Annotated in this window: 15 protein-coding genes, 1 tRNA gene and 1 pseudogene; 11 read left to right on the top strand and 6 right to left on the bottom strand. The window is 33.0% G+C overall.

Annotated elements, in window-relative coordinates:
• Positions 1 to 231: 231 nt before the first annotated feature.
• From EYY60_RS08520 to EYY60_RS08500, 5 genes and pseudogenes are all read right to left on the bottom strand, one after another.
• Positions 232 to 312, bottom strand: a tRNA-Tyr gene (locus tag EYY60_RS08520).
• Between the two features lie 389 nt (positions 313 to 701).
• Positions 702 to 1,088: pseudogene (locus EYY60_RS08515) on the bottom strand (peroxiredoxin family protein); the annotation flags it as partial.
• A gap of 18 nt (positions 1,089 to 1,106) precedes the next feature.
• Complete coding sequence (locus tag EYY60_RS08510; RefSeq protein ID WP_132988957.1) at positions 1,107 to 1,868, bottom strand: DUF4369 domain-containing protein; 762 nt, start codon at positions 1,866 to 1,868, stop codon at positions 1,107 to 1,109.
• Between the two features lie 260 nt (positions 1,869 to 2,128).
• Positions 2,129 to 2,569 carry a KTSC domain-containing protein gene (locus EYY60_RS08505; protein WP_026730047.1) on the bottom strand — a complete coding sequence of 147 codons (441 nt, stop codon included), beginning with the start codon at positions 2,567 to 2,569 and terminating at the stop codon, positions 2,129 to 2,131.
• A 297-nt stretch (positions 2,570 to 2,866) separates the two neighbouring features.
• Positions 2,867 to 3,112: a hypothetical protein gene (locus tag EYY60_RS08500; protein ID WP_132988956.1), complete on the bottom strand. Its 246-nt coding sequence runs from the start codon at positions 3,110 to 3,112 to the stop codon at positions 2,867 to 2,869.
• Between the two features lie 86 nt (positions 3,113 to 3,198).
• Here EYY60_RS08500 and EYY60_RS08495 point away from each other — a divergent pair, with 86 nt between their 5' ends.
• From EYY60_RS08495 to EYY60_RS08460, 9 genes are all read left to right on the top strand, one after another.
• On the top strand, positions 3,199 to 3,765 hold the full coding sequence (locus EYY60_RS08495) for a hypothetical protein (protein WP_132988955.1): 567 nt from the start codon (positions 3,199 to 3,201) through the stop codon (positions 3,763 to 3,765).
• Positions 3,752 to 3,892, top strand: coding sequence for a hypothetical protein (locus tag EYY60_RS22280; RefSeq protein WP_162847864.1), 141 nt, complete (start codon positions 3,752 to 3,754; stop codon positions 3,890 to 3,892). Before EYY60_RS08495 ends, EYY60_RS22280 begins: the two co-directional genes overlap by 14 nt.
• A 116-nt stretch (positions 3,893 to 4,008) precedes the next feature.
• The gene (locus EYY60_RS08490) at positions 4,009 to 4,245 is read left to right on the top strand and encodes a hypothetical protein (protein ID WP_132988954.1); all 237 of its coding nucleotides are present in this window, start codon (positions 4,009 to 4,011) and stop codon (positions 4,243 to 4,245) included.
• A complete protein-coding gene (locus EYY60_RS08485) occupies positions 4,232 to 4,612 on the top strand; it encodes a YchJ family protein (protein ID WP_132989029.1) in 381 nt (126 codons plus the stop codon). Before EYY60_RS08490 ends, EYY60_RS08485 begins: the two co-directional genes overlap by 14 nt.
• 106 nt (positions 4,613 to 4,718) lie before the next feature.
• On the top strand, positions 4,719 to 5,837 hold the full coding sequence (locus EYY60_RS08480) for a vWA domain-containing protein (protein ID WP_132988953.1): 1,119 nt from the start codon (positions 4,719 to 4,721) through the stop codon (positions 5,835 to 5,837).
• Between the two features lie 169 nt (positions 5,838 to 6,006).
• Positions 6,007 to 7,470, top strand: coding sequence for an AAA family ATPase (locus EYY60_RS08475; RefSeq protein ID WP_132988952.1), 1,464 nt, complete (start codon positions 6,007 to 6,009; stop codon positions 7,468 to 7,470).
• A 116-nt stretch (positions 7,471 to 7,586) separates the two neighbouring features.
• Positions 7,587 to 8,441 (top strand): DMT family transporter, encoded by an 855-nt coding sequence (locus EYY60_RS08470; RefSeq protein ID WP_132988951.1) that lies wholly within the window; start codon positions 7,587 to 7,589, stop codon positions 8,439 to 8,441.
• 446 nt (positions 8,442 to 8,887) lie between these two features.
• Positions 8,888 to 10,174, top strand: a complete 1,287-nt coding sequence (locus EYY60_RS08465) for a Glu/Leu/Phe/Val family dehydrogenase (protein ID WP_235832308.1) — start codon at positions 8,888 to 8,890, stop codon at positions 10,172 to 10,174.
• A 135-nt stretch (positions 10,175 to 10,309) separates the two neighbouring features.
• Positions 10,310 to 11,533 carry a sterol desaturase family protein gene (locus EYY60_RS08460; RefSeq protein WP_132988950.1) on the top strand — a complete coding sequence of 408 codons (1,224 nt, stop codon included), beginning with the start codon at positions 10,310 to 10,312 and terminating at the stop codon, positions 11,531 to 11,533.
• A gap of 328 nt (positions 11,534 to 11,861) precedes the next feature.
• Here the strand turns inward: EYY60_RS08460 and EYY60_RS08455 are convergent, their stop codons facing one another.
• Positions 11,862 to 13,460 carry a DUF6377 domain-containing protein gene (locus tag EYY60_RS08455; RefSeq protein ID WP_132988949.1) on the bottom strand — a complete coding sequence of 533 codons (1,599 nt, stop codon included), beginning with the start codon at positions 13,458 to 13,460 and terminating at the stop codon, positions 11,862 to 11,864.
• A 485-nt stretch (positions 13,461 to 13,945) separates the two neighbouring features.
• Here EYY60_RS08455 and EYY60_RS08450 point away from each other — a divergent pair, with 485 nt between their 5' ends.
• Together EYY60_RS08450 and EYY60_RS08445 are read left to right on the top strand one after the other, a co-directional pair.
• Positions 13,946 to 14,467 carry a DUF5004 domain-containing protein gene (locus EYY60_RS08450; RefSeq protein WP_132988948.1) on the top strand — a complete coding sequence of 174 codons (522 nt, stop codon included), beginning with the start codon at positions 13,946 to 13,948 and terminating at the stop codon, positions 14,465 to 14,467.
• Between the two features lie 8 nt (positions 14,468 to 14,475).
• A complete protein-coding gene (locus EYY60_RS08445) occupies positions 14,476 to 15,558 on the top strand; it encodes a hypothetical protein (protein WP_132988947.1) in 1,083 nt (360 codons plus the stop codon).
• The last annotated feature ends 19 nt before the right edge of the window (positions 15,559 to 15,577 follow it).

The raw sequence follows: 15,577 nt of genomic DNA, 5'->3' as shown, positions 1-15,577 counted from the left end.
ATAAAAGACATTGGCGCTGATTTTTTTATAAGATAAAATATTGATGTAATAATTTACATGTCCAAAATCAAGCATAGAATTTTTGCTACGACTTTGTTATAGATATTTTGATTGGGTTTTAAAAATATGAAAAGAAGTATAAAAAATGTGCTAATTCAAAGAATCATCAGGGACTAATTTCATTAACGTTAATGCAAAAAAAAATCCTAATCAAATGATTAGGATTTTTTGTGGGGAGAGCAGGATTCGAACCTGCGAAGTTCACACAGCAGATTTACAGTCTGCCCTCGTTGGCCGCTTGAGTATCTCCCCGATCTCAGCTTATTGTGCTTTGTTGTTCTAAGCGGTGGCAAAGATAGGAACTCTTTCTACATTTCCAAACAAAAAAACGACTTAATTTTAAGTTATTTTAAAGTTGTTTTTTAATTCGTTGGAATTGAATAAAATAAAAATAGGCTTCGAATAAGTTTTGTTTGATTATTTTTAAAAATAAGATTATTCTTTCGTTGCGTTTTTCGTTTTTACTCTGGATTTCTATTTGCAAAAGCCGTCAGCTATTGTTTTTATTGATAAAAAAATAAATTTTGCTCCAAAAATCATCTAATTTTTCTTTGCGCAGAAATTGATTTGTCTTAAAATTTAATGATTGAGCAAAAAAAAATCTCCACTAGGGAGATTTTTTTATTACAGTATATTTGGAATTATTTAGCCAAAAGCTCTATAATTTTTGCTCTCAATTCTGGACCTCTTAAATCCTGAGCTACTACTTTTCCTGATGCATCAAGAATGAAAGTTGCGGGAATTGACTCAACATGATATTGCTGAGCAATTGGTTCATCCCAAAATTTCAAGTTAGAAACATGCGTCCAAGTTAAACCATCTTTTGCGATAGCTTCTTTCCACTTGCTAGCTTCTTTGTCTAATGAAACACCAACAATGTTTAATCCTTTTGAATGCAATTCTTTGTAAATCGCCACTACATTTGGATTTTCTTTGCGGCATGGTCCGCACCATGAAGCCCAGAAATCAACTATGGTTACTTTGCCTAAACTTTCTTTAAGCGAAACCATTTTTCCTTCTGGATTAGGAGCTGAAAAATCTGCTCTTCATTTAGCGCTACCTACTGGAGCTGCTGATGCACCTACAGTTGGTAATTTTGCTTGACCAATTTTTGTTTTAGCTTCTTTTCCAGGAGTAGTGTTTTTTACTGACTCATCTAAAGAGTTATAAATGCTTTCAACTTTTTTAGCATCTGCAGTTGGGTCTTCAGACATTCCTTTTACGATTAAAGCAGAAATGAATGATTTTGGGTGAGACTCAGCGTAAGTGATATATTTCTTTTTAGTATCTGCTTGAACCTCTGTTTGGATTTCCATGTATTGTTTCATCAAACCGTTGATAGTTGCTGTATCTTGAGCTTGTTGAGCTTGTTGCATTTTAGTAGTATTGTTTTTTTGGAAATCTACTAATTTTTTAGAAGTTTTGTTAAGTTCCTCTTGGAATTTTACAAACTCTTCGTTGTTGTAAGTTCCTGTGATTTTTGATTTGTGGATGCTATCTTTATCAATTGCAATTGCAATTTCTCCTGTTTCTAAGATAAATGGAATTGGAGCATTAGCATCTTGAAGAATTAAAGTATGGAAAGCTGGTTCAGTTACTTTTCCTTTTATTTCAAATTTTCCGTTTTCAACTTTTACTGTATCAAGAGCAACTGTCATATGTGTTACTGGATCTTGACCTTGAAGAATGATTGTTTTTCCGTTCGCAATTCCAGTTGCAGTTCCTGTAATTAGATACTCTCCGTCTTTAACTTTGCTGCATGAAATAATTGCTACAGAAGCTGTAAGTAAAAAAAATATTTTTTTCATTATAAAAATTAATTAGTTAATTGATTTGTGCAACAAAAGTATTTAAAAATATAGAACATCAAGAATTTTGTAACCTAAAATTTTGTTATAGTTTTTTAGGTGTTAAAGTCTTTAAAATCAAGTGTTTTGACGATTTTATGTAATTAAGAACTATGAATTGTGTCTTTATTTTGAATGAAAATAAACAATTTAGCATTTTTTAGGCACAAAAAAAGCACTCTTTTGTAAGAGTGCTTCTAGGTATATTTTTGATGCAAAAACTATTCTTGGTTTGTTTTCTTTCTCCAAGTAAAAGCATTTAAGATATGTCTTTTTGCAAATCTTGCTGGAGAATCTGCATTTACCATTTTCACGTAAGTTGCTTTTGGTACACTGATGTATTCGTAAACACTTCCGTTAGAAAAATCAATAATCAAACGTCCTTCAACAAATTTGAAATCTGTAATAGAACAAGTTGTAATTGTTTCTGTGTACTCAGGTAAATTAAGTTTGATAGTATCAGGATGAATACTTACTAAAAAGTGGTAAGCTTCAATGATTGTTTTACTTTTTTCTTCTGCCTCTTTTAAACCTGCTTCGTTTCCAACAAATTTATCAGGATGAGATTCTTTCATCGCATTACGATAAATTGTTTTTAAATCTTTTAGCTCTGCAGTTTTTTCTACGTTTAGTAACTTGCGGTATTCAACTATTTTTTTCATAAATAAAAGGTAACTACTTGTCTATTAGTTTGAAATCGATATTAATTAGTTCAAATCGACAAATTTTTTGCAAAGGTACACTTTTTTTTAACTTTTCTGTTTTCAACTAAAAAAATTCTGAATGATATAAAAACTTAACCGCAAAGTGCGCAAGTTTTTTTATGTGAATAGTTTTATAAAACGCAAGGTTCGCAAAGCTTTGTAAAAAAACTTTGCGAACCTTGCGTAAAACATTGCGCTCTTTGCGGTTAAAACTAACCATCCCGGCAAAAAACTTGAAACCTGAAACAAAAAAACTTATTCCGGCTTATGATTCGCCTTATCAAAGTTTCTGGATTTTTTTGGATATTGTTTAAAGCTAATGTCGCTTGGATTTTCAATTACAGATTTAATAGTAACCCAATCGCCAACTTTAAAATTACTCTGAACCATTTTATAGTCTAAAAGATATTCTCCACAGAAGTAGTTGTTGTTTTCATCTTTTTCGATAATACCGGTAAAAACTCCTTTTTGCGGCATTTTTTGTTGTGCATCTTTAGACATGATTTTTTTATTTTAAATTGAAGAAGCAAAGGTAAGCATTTTAGGTTTGGTTTAGGGAGTTCGCCGTAATCTCAGTATATTTGCACATGCAGAAAAATTTTAAGCCACATCCAAATTCTTTTAAAAATACATTTTGTGCTTTTCATGAAGTGCTTCCGGATAAAATTGAAGGATTGAAAAAGCAATTCGAAAGCAAAGCTGGAAGTGTTTACTATTATACTGAAGAAGGCATGTATCGAGTTTCGAATCATTGGGGAAGATTAGCAAACAGTAAATGGCGTTTGATCGCGCTTGATCCTGATCCCGAAGCTTCGGGAGAATCGAAAACGAAAATTGGTTTTGCAAAATGGAGCGAATTTTATCCTGATAATGCCGAGGAAAAGCTTTATTATATTGAAGCTTATTTCGATAAAAATCTTGCCAATTATCAGCATAAAAATAATCCTGAATATGATGGAAAAGCGATTTTAAGAACAAGTTTTGAAACTACAAAAAGATTAAAACAAGTTCGGAATCTGCAGCAACTCACATCTTGGGCAAAACATTTCGATTATGATGATATTGATGATTTAAGAAAGCAAATCATAACCGAATTGATTTTTACAGAAAAAAGTTTAGAAGAAATTAAAAGAGAAATTTATGGGACGCAATAATGAAAGAAATATCAAAAAGCACAACGATAAATTGCACAAAGCCCAAGCGAAAGCAAAACAGGCTGAGGTTTCGCGCAAAGAAAAGCTCAAAGAAATAATGAAAAAGTTCAACGAAAGTAAAGAGTAAATATAAAGTTTCCATGAATTTCACGAATTAGCACGAATTCTATTTTAAAATTTGTGTTCAATGGAGATTAAAAATTTACGATAATTTGTGCAATTTGTGACGAAAAAATAAAATATATGAATAGTAAATTTGAAACCTTAAAAGCAAACGTTCAAGAAATCATTGATTTGATTGCTGCAAAAAACGACAGAGAAGCAAATAACAAATTGCTTGAGGTAAGTGAAACATTAGACGAAATGATTGATTTTGCTGAAGAAGATGAGGAAGTGAGAGAAATCAGTAGATATCAAGTTTTGCTGAATCAGCTTCATGTAAAAATTAATGGAGAAGAAGCAGTCGATGACGAGTCATAAATGTTTTTGCGACACTGGATTGCTTTTTGAAAACTGTTGCGGATTGTATCTTCAACAAAATAAAAAAGCCCCGACAGCTTTGGCTTTGATGCGTTCCCGATATTCTGCATACGCAAAGCACAATGCTGATTATCTTTTAGAAACTACTTATATTTCTGAAAGAAAACTGTATTCAAAAGCTGAAATTCTGAAATGGGCGACAGCAAATAAATGGCAAAAATTAGAAATTTTGAGTTTTACTGAAAATACAGTAGAATTCAAAGCTTATTTTTTAGATGCCAATCAAAAGCCGCAGACGCACTATGAATTTTCGACTTTTAAATTTGAAAATGATGCATGGTATTATGTTGATGGAAAGTTTGAATAATTATTATATCTAACACTGTTAGTCGCTGATTTTGGTTGGATATTTTAACTAAAAATTAATAAACGATTCGTTTTTCATAATTCTAAAAAGATGTAATTTTAAAATTATGAAAAACGAATTTAAAAAAGGTTTTTATTTTAAGTCGTACGAAGCCCCATTTCAGTCTCCGTTTGAGAAACTATTTGGCATTTTTAAAGAGCTGATCACCCATACTTCAGGGGATTTTGATGAAGCAATCAACTGGCTTCGTGAGTTGGACAAAGAATATAAACTGACCGACGAGAACTACACAATCGATGATTTTATCGAAGATTTAAAAAAGAAAGGTTACATAAAAGACGAGGTAAAAGAAGACGGCTCGAACGGTTTTGGCATTACAGCAAAAACAGAAAGAGCAATTCGTCAGCAAGCATTAGACCAGATTTTTGGAAATTTAAAACGTTCCGGAAACGGAAATCATAAAACAAAACATGCCGGAAATGGTGATGAACATACGGGAGAATTCCGCGAGTTTAATTTTGGAGATGGTTTAGAGCGAATTTCTTTGACAGAAAGCCTTCGAAATGCACAAATCAACAATGGTGTTGAAAGTTTTATGCTAACTGAAAATGATTTGGTAGTTGAAGAAACGCAGTACAAGGCGCAAATGAGTACCGTTTTGATGATTGACATCAGCCACAGTATGATTTTATACGGCGAAGATCGAATTACGCCTGCAAAAAAAGTTGCAATGGCTTTAGCAGAATTGATTACAACACGCTATCCAAAAGACACGCTTGATATTTTAGTTTTTGGAAATGACGCTTGGACAATTCCAATCAAGGATTTGCCATATCTTCAAGTTGGACCTTATCATACCAATACGGTTGCCGGACTTCAGTTGGCAATGGATATTCTAAGAAGAAAACGGAATACCAACAAGCAGATTTTTATGATTACTGACGGAAAACCAAGTTGTGTCCGCGAGCGCGATGGTTCATATTATATGAACAGCAACGGACTTGATGAATATATAGTTGACAAATGTTATACACAGGCGCAACAAGCAAGAAAACTTCATATTCCGATTACGACTTTCATGATTGCAAATGATCCGTATTTGCAACGCTTTGTGAATCATTTTACAGAAGCAAATCAAGGAAAAGCATTTTATACAGGCTTAAAAGGTCTCGGCGAAATGATTTTTGAAGATTATGAAACGAATAGGAAAAAGAGAGTTCGTTAAATAGGTTCAAAGTTGCAGAGGTTCAAAGGGACAAAGGTTTTGCCGTAGAGACGCATTTTAATGCGCCTAACACAAAGTAATGACACAACGCGAATCATCTACAAAAAAACAAAACAATAACAAATTGAATTTTTAAATCATTTAATCTTTCAATTTTTAAATCATCAATATGGAAATAACTACTATAAAAACATTAGGACAATTAAAAGCCTCTGGATATAAAAGCACAAGTATTAAAGACGAATTACGAAATAATCTTCGTGAAAAAATCAAATCGGGAAAACCGGTTTTTGAAGGTGTCCATGGTTTCGAAAACACAGTAATTCCAGAATTAGAACGCGCGATTCTTTCTCGTCACAACATTAATTTATTAGGACTTCGCGGTCAGGCAAAAACACGTTTGGCGCGCAAAATGGTCGAATTGCTCGATGAATATATTCCGTTTGTTACGGGTTCAGAGATTAATGATGATCCGCTAAATCCAATCTCGCGTTTTGCTAAAGATTTAATTGATGAAAAAGGCGATGAAACTCCAATTTCTTGGTTGCACAGAAATGAGCGTTTCTTTGAAAAATTAGCAACTCCAGATGTTACTGTTGCTGATTTAATTGGAGATGTTGATCCAATTAAAGCGGCGAATTTAAAATTATCATATGCAGATGATCGCGTAATTCATTTCGGAATGATTCCAAGAGCAAACCGCAGTATTTTTGTAATTAATGAATTACCTGATTTACAAGCCAGAATTCAAGTTGCATTGTTTAATATTCTGCAGGAAGGTGACATTCAAATTCGCGGATTCAAATTGAGAATGCCTCTTGATATGCAGTTTGTATTTACTGCAAATCCAGAAGATTATACCAATCGTGGAAGTATTGTAACGCCTTTGAAAGATAGAATTGGTTCACAAATTTTGACGCATTATCCAGAAACTGTTGAAATTGCCAGAACAATTACAGAACAAGAAGCAAAATTGGACGAAAGCCAAAGTGAAGTAGTCTATGTGCCAAGTTTAGCCAGAGATATTTTGGAACAAATTAGTTTTGAAGCTCGTGAAAGTGAATATATCGACAATAAAAGCGGTGTGAGTGCCAGAATGAGTATTACGGCTTTTGAAAATTTAATCAGCACTGCGGAACGACGTGCATTAAAATCGGGAGTTGATAAAACGGTTTTACGACTTTCAGATTTTATGGGAATAATTCCAGCGATTACTGGAAAAGTTGAGTTGGTTTACGAAGGCGAGCAGGAGGGAGCTGCAGTTGTGGCGCAGTATTTAATTGGCTCGGCAATCCGAACTTTATTTTCTGAATATTTCCCGAAAATTGAAAAATTAGAAAAACCTGGAGAAAAAACACCTTATTCAGATATTATTGAATGGTTTTTTGCCGAAAGCGGTTTTGAATTATTGGATGATGCTTCAGACAAGGAATATCAACAAATTTTAGATGAAGTAACTCCATTAGATGTTTTAATTAAGAAATATCAGCCCCAACTGGATAAAAAAGATCAATATTTTGTGAAAGAATTCGTTTTATGGGCTTTAGTAGAATATAAAAAACTAAGCAAAGACCGTTTTGCAACTGGACATCAGTTTAAAGATATGTACGGAAGTTATATTAGTAAATTGTAAATTGTTAATTATAAATTATTAATTGATTTTTCTAAAACTATTAAACCCGATAGGTTTTTAAAACCTGTCGGGTTTCTATTTTTAAAAGCCTACTTTTGTAATCAAAATTCAACCCTATGTTATTCCTTGTTTTAAGCATCTTGTGTAGTGTGACAGTTGGCGTAATCTTCAAAATCACGCGTAAATACAATACAAATGCTATTCAAATCATTACTTTCAATTACGTGATTGCATTATTGCTTTGCTACTTTACTTTTAGTCCAGATTTAACCGCAATCCCTGCAAATGTACCGTGGAACATTTATGCTGTGGTTGGAATTTTATTGCCAATTGTTTTTTTGTTTTTGTTTTCTTCCATAAAACATATGGGAATCGTCAAAACTGATGCAGCGCAGCGTTTGTCACTTTTCATCCCAATAATTGCCGCTTGGCTTATTTTTAAAGAAGAATTCAATTCGTATAAAGTCATCGGATTGATAATTGGGTTTGTAGCGCTTTTATTCATCTTAAAAAAGCAATCTGCAAATATTGAAAACAAGTGGATTTATCCTACAGCAGTATTTATAGGATTTGGCGTAATTGATATCCTTTTTAAACAAATCGCACTTTATACTGCTTTGCCATATACCACTTCTTTGTTTATGGTTTTTGATATTTCTTTGGCTATTTCTTTATTAGTTGTGGTTTATGATGTTGTTCTAAAAAAGGTAAAACTTCAGTCAAAAAATATTCTTTTTGGCGCCTTGGTCGGAATTTTCAATTTCGGAAATATATTGTTTTATTTAAAAGCACATAAAGCATTCGCCGAAAATCCATCTACAGTTTTTGCTGGAATGAATATGGGCGTAATTGCTTTGGGAAGTCTCGTTGGTCTGCTTTTTTTCAAAGAAAAATTATCAAAAATCAACTTTATTGGCATTGCTTTGGCTTTAGTTGCAATTGTTTTTATTGTTTTTTCGCAATTAAGCTGATATTTTTTTAATCCGTAAATCCTTAATTTACAAGTGTTTTAAAAATATTTTCAAAAGTTTTTAAAATTAACTCTACTAATTCGATAGAATTTATAAAATATATTTATAAATTTGCTTCAACAATGAAAAACTATAGTCTAAATATCATCCCGTTTATGTGCAGCTTGACGATGTGCTGCATGTCAAACCATGCGATGAAATGGCGTTAATAGAGAAAGTACTTGTTAGTTATTTTTTTTTTTTAGCCTTTCATGCACCAATGAAAGGCTTTTTTTTTAGAACTAGTAATAACCATGAAATATGAGATCAAATCGAAACACTAATATTATGATGCATTGTTGCTTGATGAAAATTCCGTGTTGTACCTGCAGTTATTGCCGATTTTATTTCACGAGAATTTAATTTGATGCCCCAAATCAAAAACTAACATTTTAAAACTTAAAAAGATGAGTTCAGAAATTATAAAACAGAATCCGTTTCAATCGATGATTGATCGTTTTAATATAGCAGCCGATATTCTTAATTTAGAAGAATCAATAAGGCTGAAACTGCAACGTCCTGAAAAACAAATTGTGGTGAATTTTTCGATTACTTTAGATAATGGAAAAGAGCAGAATTTTGAGGGATACCGCGTAATTCATAATACGGCATTAGGACCTTCAAAAGGAGGAATTCGATATGATACCGCCGTAAATCTTGATGAAGTGAAAGCTCTAGCAGCCTGGATGACTTGGAAATCGGCTGTAACGGGAATTCCTTTTGGAGGAGCAAAAGGCGGTATTATTTGTGATCCAAAAACGCTTTCTAAAACCGAATTGGAAAGAATTACAAGAGCTTATACCAAAGCGTTGTCAGATATTTTTGGACCAGAAAAAGATGTTCCAGCTCCAGACATGGGAACCGGGCCAGATGAAATGGGCTGGTTGATGGATGAATTTTCAATAGTTCACGGCAAAACGATTCATGCCGTAGTAACAGGAAAACATTTGCATTCAGGAGGATCTTTAGGCAGAGTAGAAGCAACGGGAAGAGGTGTGAGCATTATCACTTTATTGGCGCTTCAAAAATTAAAATTGAGACCAGCTAGATCGACAGTTGCAATTCAAGGTTTTGGAAACGTCGGATTGCATTCAGCTTTGTTTTTATTCGAAAAAGGATTAAAAATTGTGGCTGTAAGTGATGTCAATGAAGCTTTTTATAATCCAGACGGAATTAATATTCCGGAATTGATTTTGTATTATAATCTGAATAACAAAAGCATAAAAGGATATCCAAATTCGGTTGCGATTAAGCATGAAGAATTGTTGCTTTTAGATGTAGATGTTTTGATTCCAGCGGCAAAAGAAGATGTAATTACACAACAAAATGCGGCGGCTATTCGTGCAAAAATTATTGTTGAAGGTGCAAATGGACCAGTTTCATCTGATGCTGATAAAATTCTGCATGAAAACAATGTTTTGGTAGTTCCTGATATTTTAGCCAATGCTGGCGGTGTTACAGTTTCGTATTTTGAATGGCTTCAGAATTCCCTTTTAGAATCTTGGAGAATTCATCAAATCAATACACGTTTGGAAGATATTTTAGAAAAAGGTTTTGAAACCGTTTTTAGAACGGCATTGAAGCATAATGTTACGCCAAGAATCGCAGCGTACATTCTCGCGTTGCAAAAAGTTGCTGACACGCAGTCTGTAAAAGAAGTAGCGTTAGAAGCTCCAAAATTTAAGCAAAATTAATGGTTTGGTTGTAAAGATAAAGGTCGTTTCCAATTGGTATCATCTAAAAATGAATCGAAATACGAAAACGCCTTTATCTTTAGTTTTATAACGAATTGTATTTTGGTTTTTTAAGAATAAAAAGAAATTTAAAAAATGGAACACATTAATTTTCTTGCTTTTGCAATGCCTGCTTTTTTTCTGTTTTTGTTTTTAGAATATAAGCTGGCTCAGCACAAAAAAAGACCCGAAATTTTCAATTATGAAAGTTCGGTTTCTAATATCAGTATTGGTATTGCAGAGCGTTTAATTAATCTCTTTATCGCAGCAAGTTTTTATCAGCTGTATTATTTCATTTATAATAATTATAAGCTTTTTGATATTCCGAGCAATGTTTTTGTTTGGCTGGGACTCATTCTCGCAACAGATTTTGTTTGGTATTGGTATCATAGATTAGGGCACGAAGTCAACTTTTTCTGGGCCGCACATATTGTGCATCATCATAGCGAAGAATTCAACTTTACAGCCGCCGCCAGAATTACCACTTTTCAGGCCATAATCAGAACTGGTTTTTGGTGTGTGCTTCCCTTTTTTGGCTTTCATCCAGGAATGGTTATTACCATGTTGATTGTGCACGGAGCTTATTCGTTTTTTACCCATACACAGGTAATTGGCAGAATAAAATGGCTGGAATATGTTTTTGTAACGCCTTCTGTTCATGGCGTGCATCATGCTTCTGACGAGAAATATCTGGACAAAAATTATGGTGATATGTTCACGTTTTGGGATCGTCTTTTTGGAACTTTCCAAGAAGAAGAAGAAAAACCCAAATACGGTTTGACACATCCATTAAAAAGCTATAGTTTTCTTTGGCAACACTTTCATTATTATTTTGAGATTTATGAATTATGGAAGCGTTCAAAAGGTTTCAAAGCAAGATGGAAAGCCGTTTTTGGAAGTCCGGCAAATATGGATCAAGACATTCGACCAATATTAGAAAAGCGTTTTCTGCAAGATAAAAGTAATCCAAATCAACGGCTTCGCTTTCGAAATTATCTTTATATCCAACTCGGAATATGCACATTAATCTTGACTGCTTTTACGTATTATTTTGACTTATTGAATACGCTCGATAAAGTTTTTGTTTTGTCGGTTATCATAATCACATTAATAAATTGCGGTGCTTTGCTAGAACAACGCAAATGGATTTATTATTTAGAATACGCTCGAATTCTCATGATTACAACTTTCTTTTTGTATGAAGAAAATTTGATGGTGTTTTTCTTTATTCCGCTTGCAATAATGATTTTTGCGGAACAATTATTTTCGCTCAGCAAATATTACCAAAACATGATTTTGCAGTTGGAATCTTCAGAATAAAGTTAGAGCAAAGAATCAAGATAAAAGAAAGCGACACTTTAGATGTCGCTTTTTTATTGAAAAATAGTCCCAGAGGGACGAAATATTTATAGAAAAACGTTCATTATCCAAAAGGGCTACATCGGAGCGACATAATTTACCCAAAGTTCTTATTAAATATTTCGCTCCGATGGAGCTTTAATTAACTTCATTTTAATTGTGCTATAAATATTTTGCTCCTCTGGAGCTCTGATAAATATTTGTATAATTGCTGATTTAGCTTGCTAACTTGTTGTCGTTTTGGTAGTGAAAAAAACTTAGTTTCTTAGAGTCTCAGCACCTTAGTACCTTATATAGTTTTTATCGCCATAATCTTTTCTTCAAAAGTATCTTTAAAGTCTGATTTGCTTTTGATTCTGGTTTTGTAGGTATAAATGGTAGCTACAGAAAGTTCAAGGAATTCAGCCATTTGATTACTGTCTTGAATTCCTAATCGGTAAAGCGCAAAAATCCTTAATTCAGTATTCAAAAGTTCGCCTTTTTTGACGATGCATTTATGATCATTTGGAAACAAATTATTAAAATCAGTCACAAAAGTTGGGAAAAGTTTCAAGAAAATTTCATCGAATTGATGGAACAGATTTTCACGTTCTTCCTTGACATTATAGCGTTTTAAACTCGCAATAACTTCATCTGTTTTTTTAGTGATGATTTTATGAAGCGTACTTTTTTGAATGTGATCAATCTTATTAATGAATGCCGAGGTCGCTTTGATAAAATAGGTAATATATTCTTCTTTAATTGCATTTGCCTCGCTTAAGCTAACGTTCATTTCCTGAAGCTGTGCATAGGAAGAAGCCATTATTTTTCGGGCTTTGTTTCTTTCTTTTAATTGTTTGAAAATGATAATGGAGAACAATACAATTATAAAAGTCAAAATCGTAAGCAAAATAATGATTCGCTCCAGTTTGTCATTTTTTTCCTTTACATTATTAAGCTGAGCTTTTTCAATAATAGGCAAAATCGACGAAATCTCAATTTTGCGATGTCTGGCGTTGTAAAAAGTAGCGTCATCCATTGCAATATTGATGTATTCATTGGCTTTGTCCAAATAACCCATTTTAAAGAGTTCATTGGCTAGATTTCGGAGTGCAACGGTTTCTTTTGTTGCATTTTTCACATCGGCAATTGCAGCTAAAGCTAAATATTCAATGGCTTTTTTTGTATAACCTCTTTCAGAATAAATATAGCCAAGACTTGAAGTTGCAATTCCATAATAATCTGGCGGAAGGTTATAATTATTGATCCAATAACTAAATGCAAATTCAGCGCCACGCCAATCTTGCTGTTTTAATCTTTTCAAGCTTTCAGCGGCCCAATATTCATTGCTGTTGGTTCCAATTAATTCCAAAGCTTTTTTCAAGAAGTGGTTTCCTTGTTGCACATAATGAATATTAAAGCGCTGATCTTTATTATAATCGGCTAAATCATAATAAGCACGGGCTTTGATGTTGTAATATTCAAATTTGTTTTTTATATCCAATTTTTGATCGTCAATAACATTTAAAGTGTCAATGGCTTCTTTGAATAATCCAGAAGAAAGAAGTACAAAGCCTTCTTTGATTCGGCTTTTGGCCAAAAATTTTGGATCTTTCAAAACTATGGCCTTGATTTTTGCTTCTTCCAAATAATAATAAGCCGAGTCATATTTAAACGATTTATATTCATCAAATAGTGACATATAAGTATTGTAAAGGCCTTCGCTGTTTTGGCTCACGGTATATTTTGAAACGTTTCGCTTTAAAGCTTCAATCTTTCGATATTTCTGCTTCAAATAAACGTCTTTTTTGAGAAGCGTTTTATCTAATTCTTCTAAAACAGGATTTGTCTCTTTCGCAGCGAGAGAAAAACCTGCAATAAGAAAACATAGAATTAAAATTCTTTGCATGGTTTTTTGTTGGTTTAGGGTAAAAAAATCTTTTTTTGGTTTGTTCGAGTTAATTCGTTTTTTAATTCGGGATAAGCTTGAGCGGGCTTATGAAACAACTTTTTAGATCTTTAAAACTTCGTTAAAACAAAGCTATGAATTTAGGTTGAGCATCCAAAAATAAGACATAAATGTTAAAAGTTGTCAAATTATTTGCAATTATACAATAAAAACCAATTATATATATGCATAGTGAAAAAAATATACTATTTAATTTTCATATTGTCATATTTACCATCATTTTTAGGTTCGTTTTAGTCTAAACAGCATCTTGATTTTTTGAATTATCAAAAATAGTTAAAATACTGATTATTAATTATTTATGTTTAAAAATGTTTCAATTATATCTTGATTTTTCTCAGACATTTTTTTTTAGATTTATTTAACATCTAGTTTCGTCATGTCTTTTAACGAGACAGAAAAACTAACAAACAAACCACAAATTTATGAGATGTAAAAGTATTTATTGGTTAGCTGTTGTTTTGGGTTTAATGGCCACTGGCTGTGATAATACAGACGACGGAAGCTACGTTGATCCGATTACCCTTTATGAGAAAGTAAATGGAAATTGGGGATTGACAAACTTGAAAATGGTTGATGAAGTTGCAAAAGCAAATAAGATCGAACCAAGCGAAGAAAACTTGAGCACGTATTTTAACTATGAAGATTTTAAAATTAAATTCAACGTAGATGAAAAGAACCAGCCTACAAGTTACGAGGTAACAGGAAATGTGCCTCCATTATTTGCGCCAAAAGGATATTGGGCTTTAAGCTCAGATTTCCAGCCTACAAATCTTGGCGTAACAAAAATTTATTTGTTTAGTGATGCGCAAAAAACGCAAAAAACAGACGAATTAAAATTGTCATCAGTTCCAGGAAGCAGTGATGAAATGGAATTCCAATTAACGCATTCCTCTGGAGGTTCTGCATTCGTGTCTTATGTGTTTAAATTAAATGCTATTAAATAAAAAGTAATATGAAAAAATTTATATATACAATTTTACTTGCCCTTTTGATGGCTCCTAATTTTACGCAGGCGCAAGAAGCCGCTGGAGCCGTAGGCAGTATGTCATCATTTCCTGTAGTTTACAAATATGATGAAAAAGTGACGTGGTATTTTGATCTTTCGGGAACTACGTTTGCAGAGACCGAAGATGTTTATATCTGGATTTGGTCGCCATCTGAACCAGATGCTGGCCACTGGGAAAATTCATCAGATTTTGCAAAACTTAAATATGAAGGGAATAAAGTTTGGAGTTTTACTTTAACACCAACACTTTATTTCTCTAAAACTCCAGAAGAAATTGCTGCAAGCGCAGGGTTTTGGTTTCGTTTGAAAAACAAAAACGGATCTAAGCAAACTGATGTTGCCAATATGCCTTACACTGATTTTTCTTCTTTTTATACGGCAAATGAATTAATCAGATCGTACCCAACAAAACCTTTGATCGATAAACCGGTTAGTATTTTATTCAATTCAAATTTAAAAGATGGTTTTGCAGGTGTTCCAAGCGTTCATTTTCATTCAGGTTTAAACAACTGGGCTGTTTTGCAGGAATATCAAGCGTGGATTCCAGAAGTATCTGAAAAAACAAAATTGAAAGATCTTGGAAATGGTTTCTATAGAATGGATTTGATTCCACAAGAATATTACAATCCTCCGGCAGGTTTTGTGATGGAAAACATCACTTTCTTGATGGTTGCAAAAGATTGGACAACTAATTCTGGGGACCAAATTATTTACGCTGGTGAATTTATTCCACCACCACCGCCAAGTTTCAGTTTTTTCCCAACGGTTATCAGCCAAAAAGATTTCCTTGGAATGTCTAGAAAAAACAATGAAGTGGGTGTAAACAAACTTATTTACACTATAACAGCCGGAAGCAAAACAATATCTGGTGAGTTTTCAGGAGGAACGGCTGAGATAAAGGGATTTGTCAATTTAGTTTCAGAACTAAATGGTGTTCAAGGTTTAACGGAGATTCATGTTTTGGTAAAAGACAACAAAGACAAAACAATTTCGGATACCAATATTCCTCTTAAAACTTTAGACAAATAATTCACTATCAAATTAAAAC

The organism is Flavobacterium zhairuonense (assembly GCF_004352915.1).
In the GTDB taxonomy this organism is placed as follows: domain Bacteria; phylum Bacteroidota; class Bacteroidia; order Flavobacteriales; family Flavobacteriaceae; genus Flavobacterium; species Flavobacterium zhairuonense.
This window is presented reverse-complemented; position numbering and strand designations above follow the sequence as displayed.

Excerpts from the sequence above, each read along its gene's own strand:
- EYY60_RS08450 (WP_132988948.1), top strand. The coding sequence starts at position 13,946 with ATGAGATGTAAAAGTATTTATTGGTTAGCTGTTGTTTTGGGTTTAATG.
- EYY60_RS08470 (WP_132988951.1), top strand. The coding sequence starts at position 7,587 with ATGTTATTCCTTGTTTTAAGCATCTTGTGTAGTGTGACAGTTGGCGTA.
- EYY60_RS08490 (WP_132988954.1), top strand. The coding sequence starts at position 4,009 with ATGAATAGTAAATTTGAAACCTTAAAAGCAAACGTTCAAGAAATCATT.
- EYY60_RS08495 (WP_132988955.1), top strand. The coding sequence starts at position 3,199 with ATGCAGAAAAATTTTAAGCCACATCCAAATTCTTTTAAAAATACATTT.
- EYY60_RS08455 (WP_132988949.1), bottom strand. The coding sequence starts at position 13,460 with ATGCAAAGAATTTTAATTCTATGTTTTCTTATTGCAGGTTTTTCTCTC.
- EYY60_RS08505 (WP_026730047.1), bottom strand. The coding sequence starts at position 2,569 with ATGAAAAAAATAGTTGAATACCGCAAGTTACTAAACGTAGAAAAAACT.
- EYY60_RS08445 (WP_132988947.1), top strand. The coding sequence starts at position 14,476 with ATGAAAAAATTTATATATACAATTTTACTTGCCCTTTTGATGGCTCCT.
- EYY60_RS08510 (WP_132988957.1), bottom strand. The coding sequence starts at position 1,868 with ATGAAAAAAATATTTTTTTTACTTACAGCTTCTGTAGCAATTATTTCA.
- EYY60_RS08465 (WP_235832308.1), top strand. The coding sequence starts at position 8,888 with ATGAGTTCAGAAATTATAAAACAGAATCCGTTTCAATCGATGATTGAT.
- EYY60_RS08500 (WP_132988956.1), bottom strand. The coding sequence starts at position 3,112 with ATGTCTAAAGATGCACAACAAAAAATGCCGCAAAAAGGAGTTTTTACC.
- EYY60_RS08485 (WP_132989029.1), top strand. The coding sequence starts at position 4,232 with ATGACGAGTCATAAATGTTTTTGCGACACTGGATTGCTTTTTGAAAAC.
- EYY60_RS08475 (WP_132988952.1), top strand. The coding sequence starts at position 6,007 with ATGGAAATAACTACTATAAAAACATTAGGACAATTAAAAGCCTCTGGA.
- EYY60_RS08460 (WP_132988950.1), top strand. The coding sequence starts at position 10,310 with ATGGAACACATTAATTTTCTTGCTTTTGCAATGCCTGCTTTTTTTCTG.
- EYY60_RS22280 (WP_162847864.1), top strand. The coding sequence starts at position 3,752 with ATGGGACGCAATAATGAAAGAAATATCAAAAAGCACAACGATAAATTG.
- EYY60_RS08480 (WP_132988953.1), top strand. The coding sequence starts at position 4,719 with ATGAAAAACGAATTTAAAAAAGGTTTTTATTTTAAGTCGTACGAAGCC.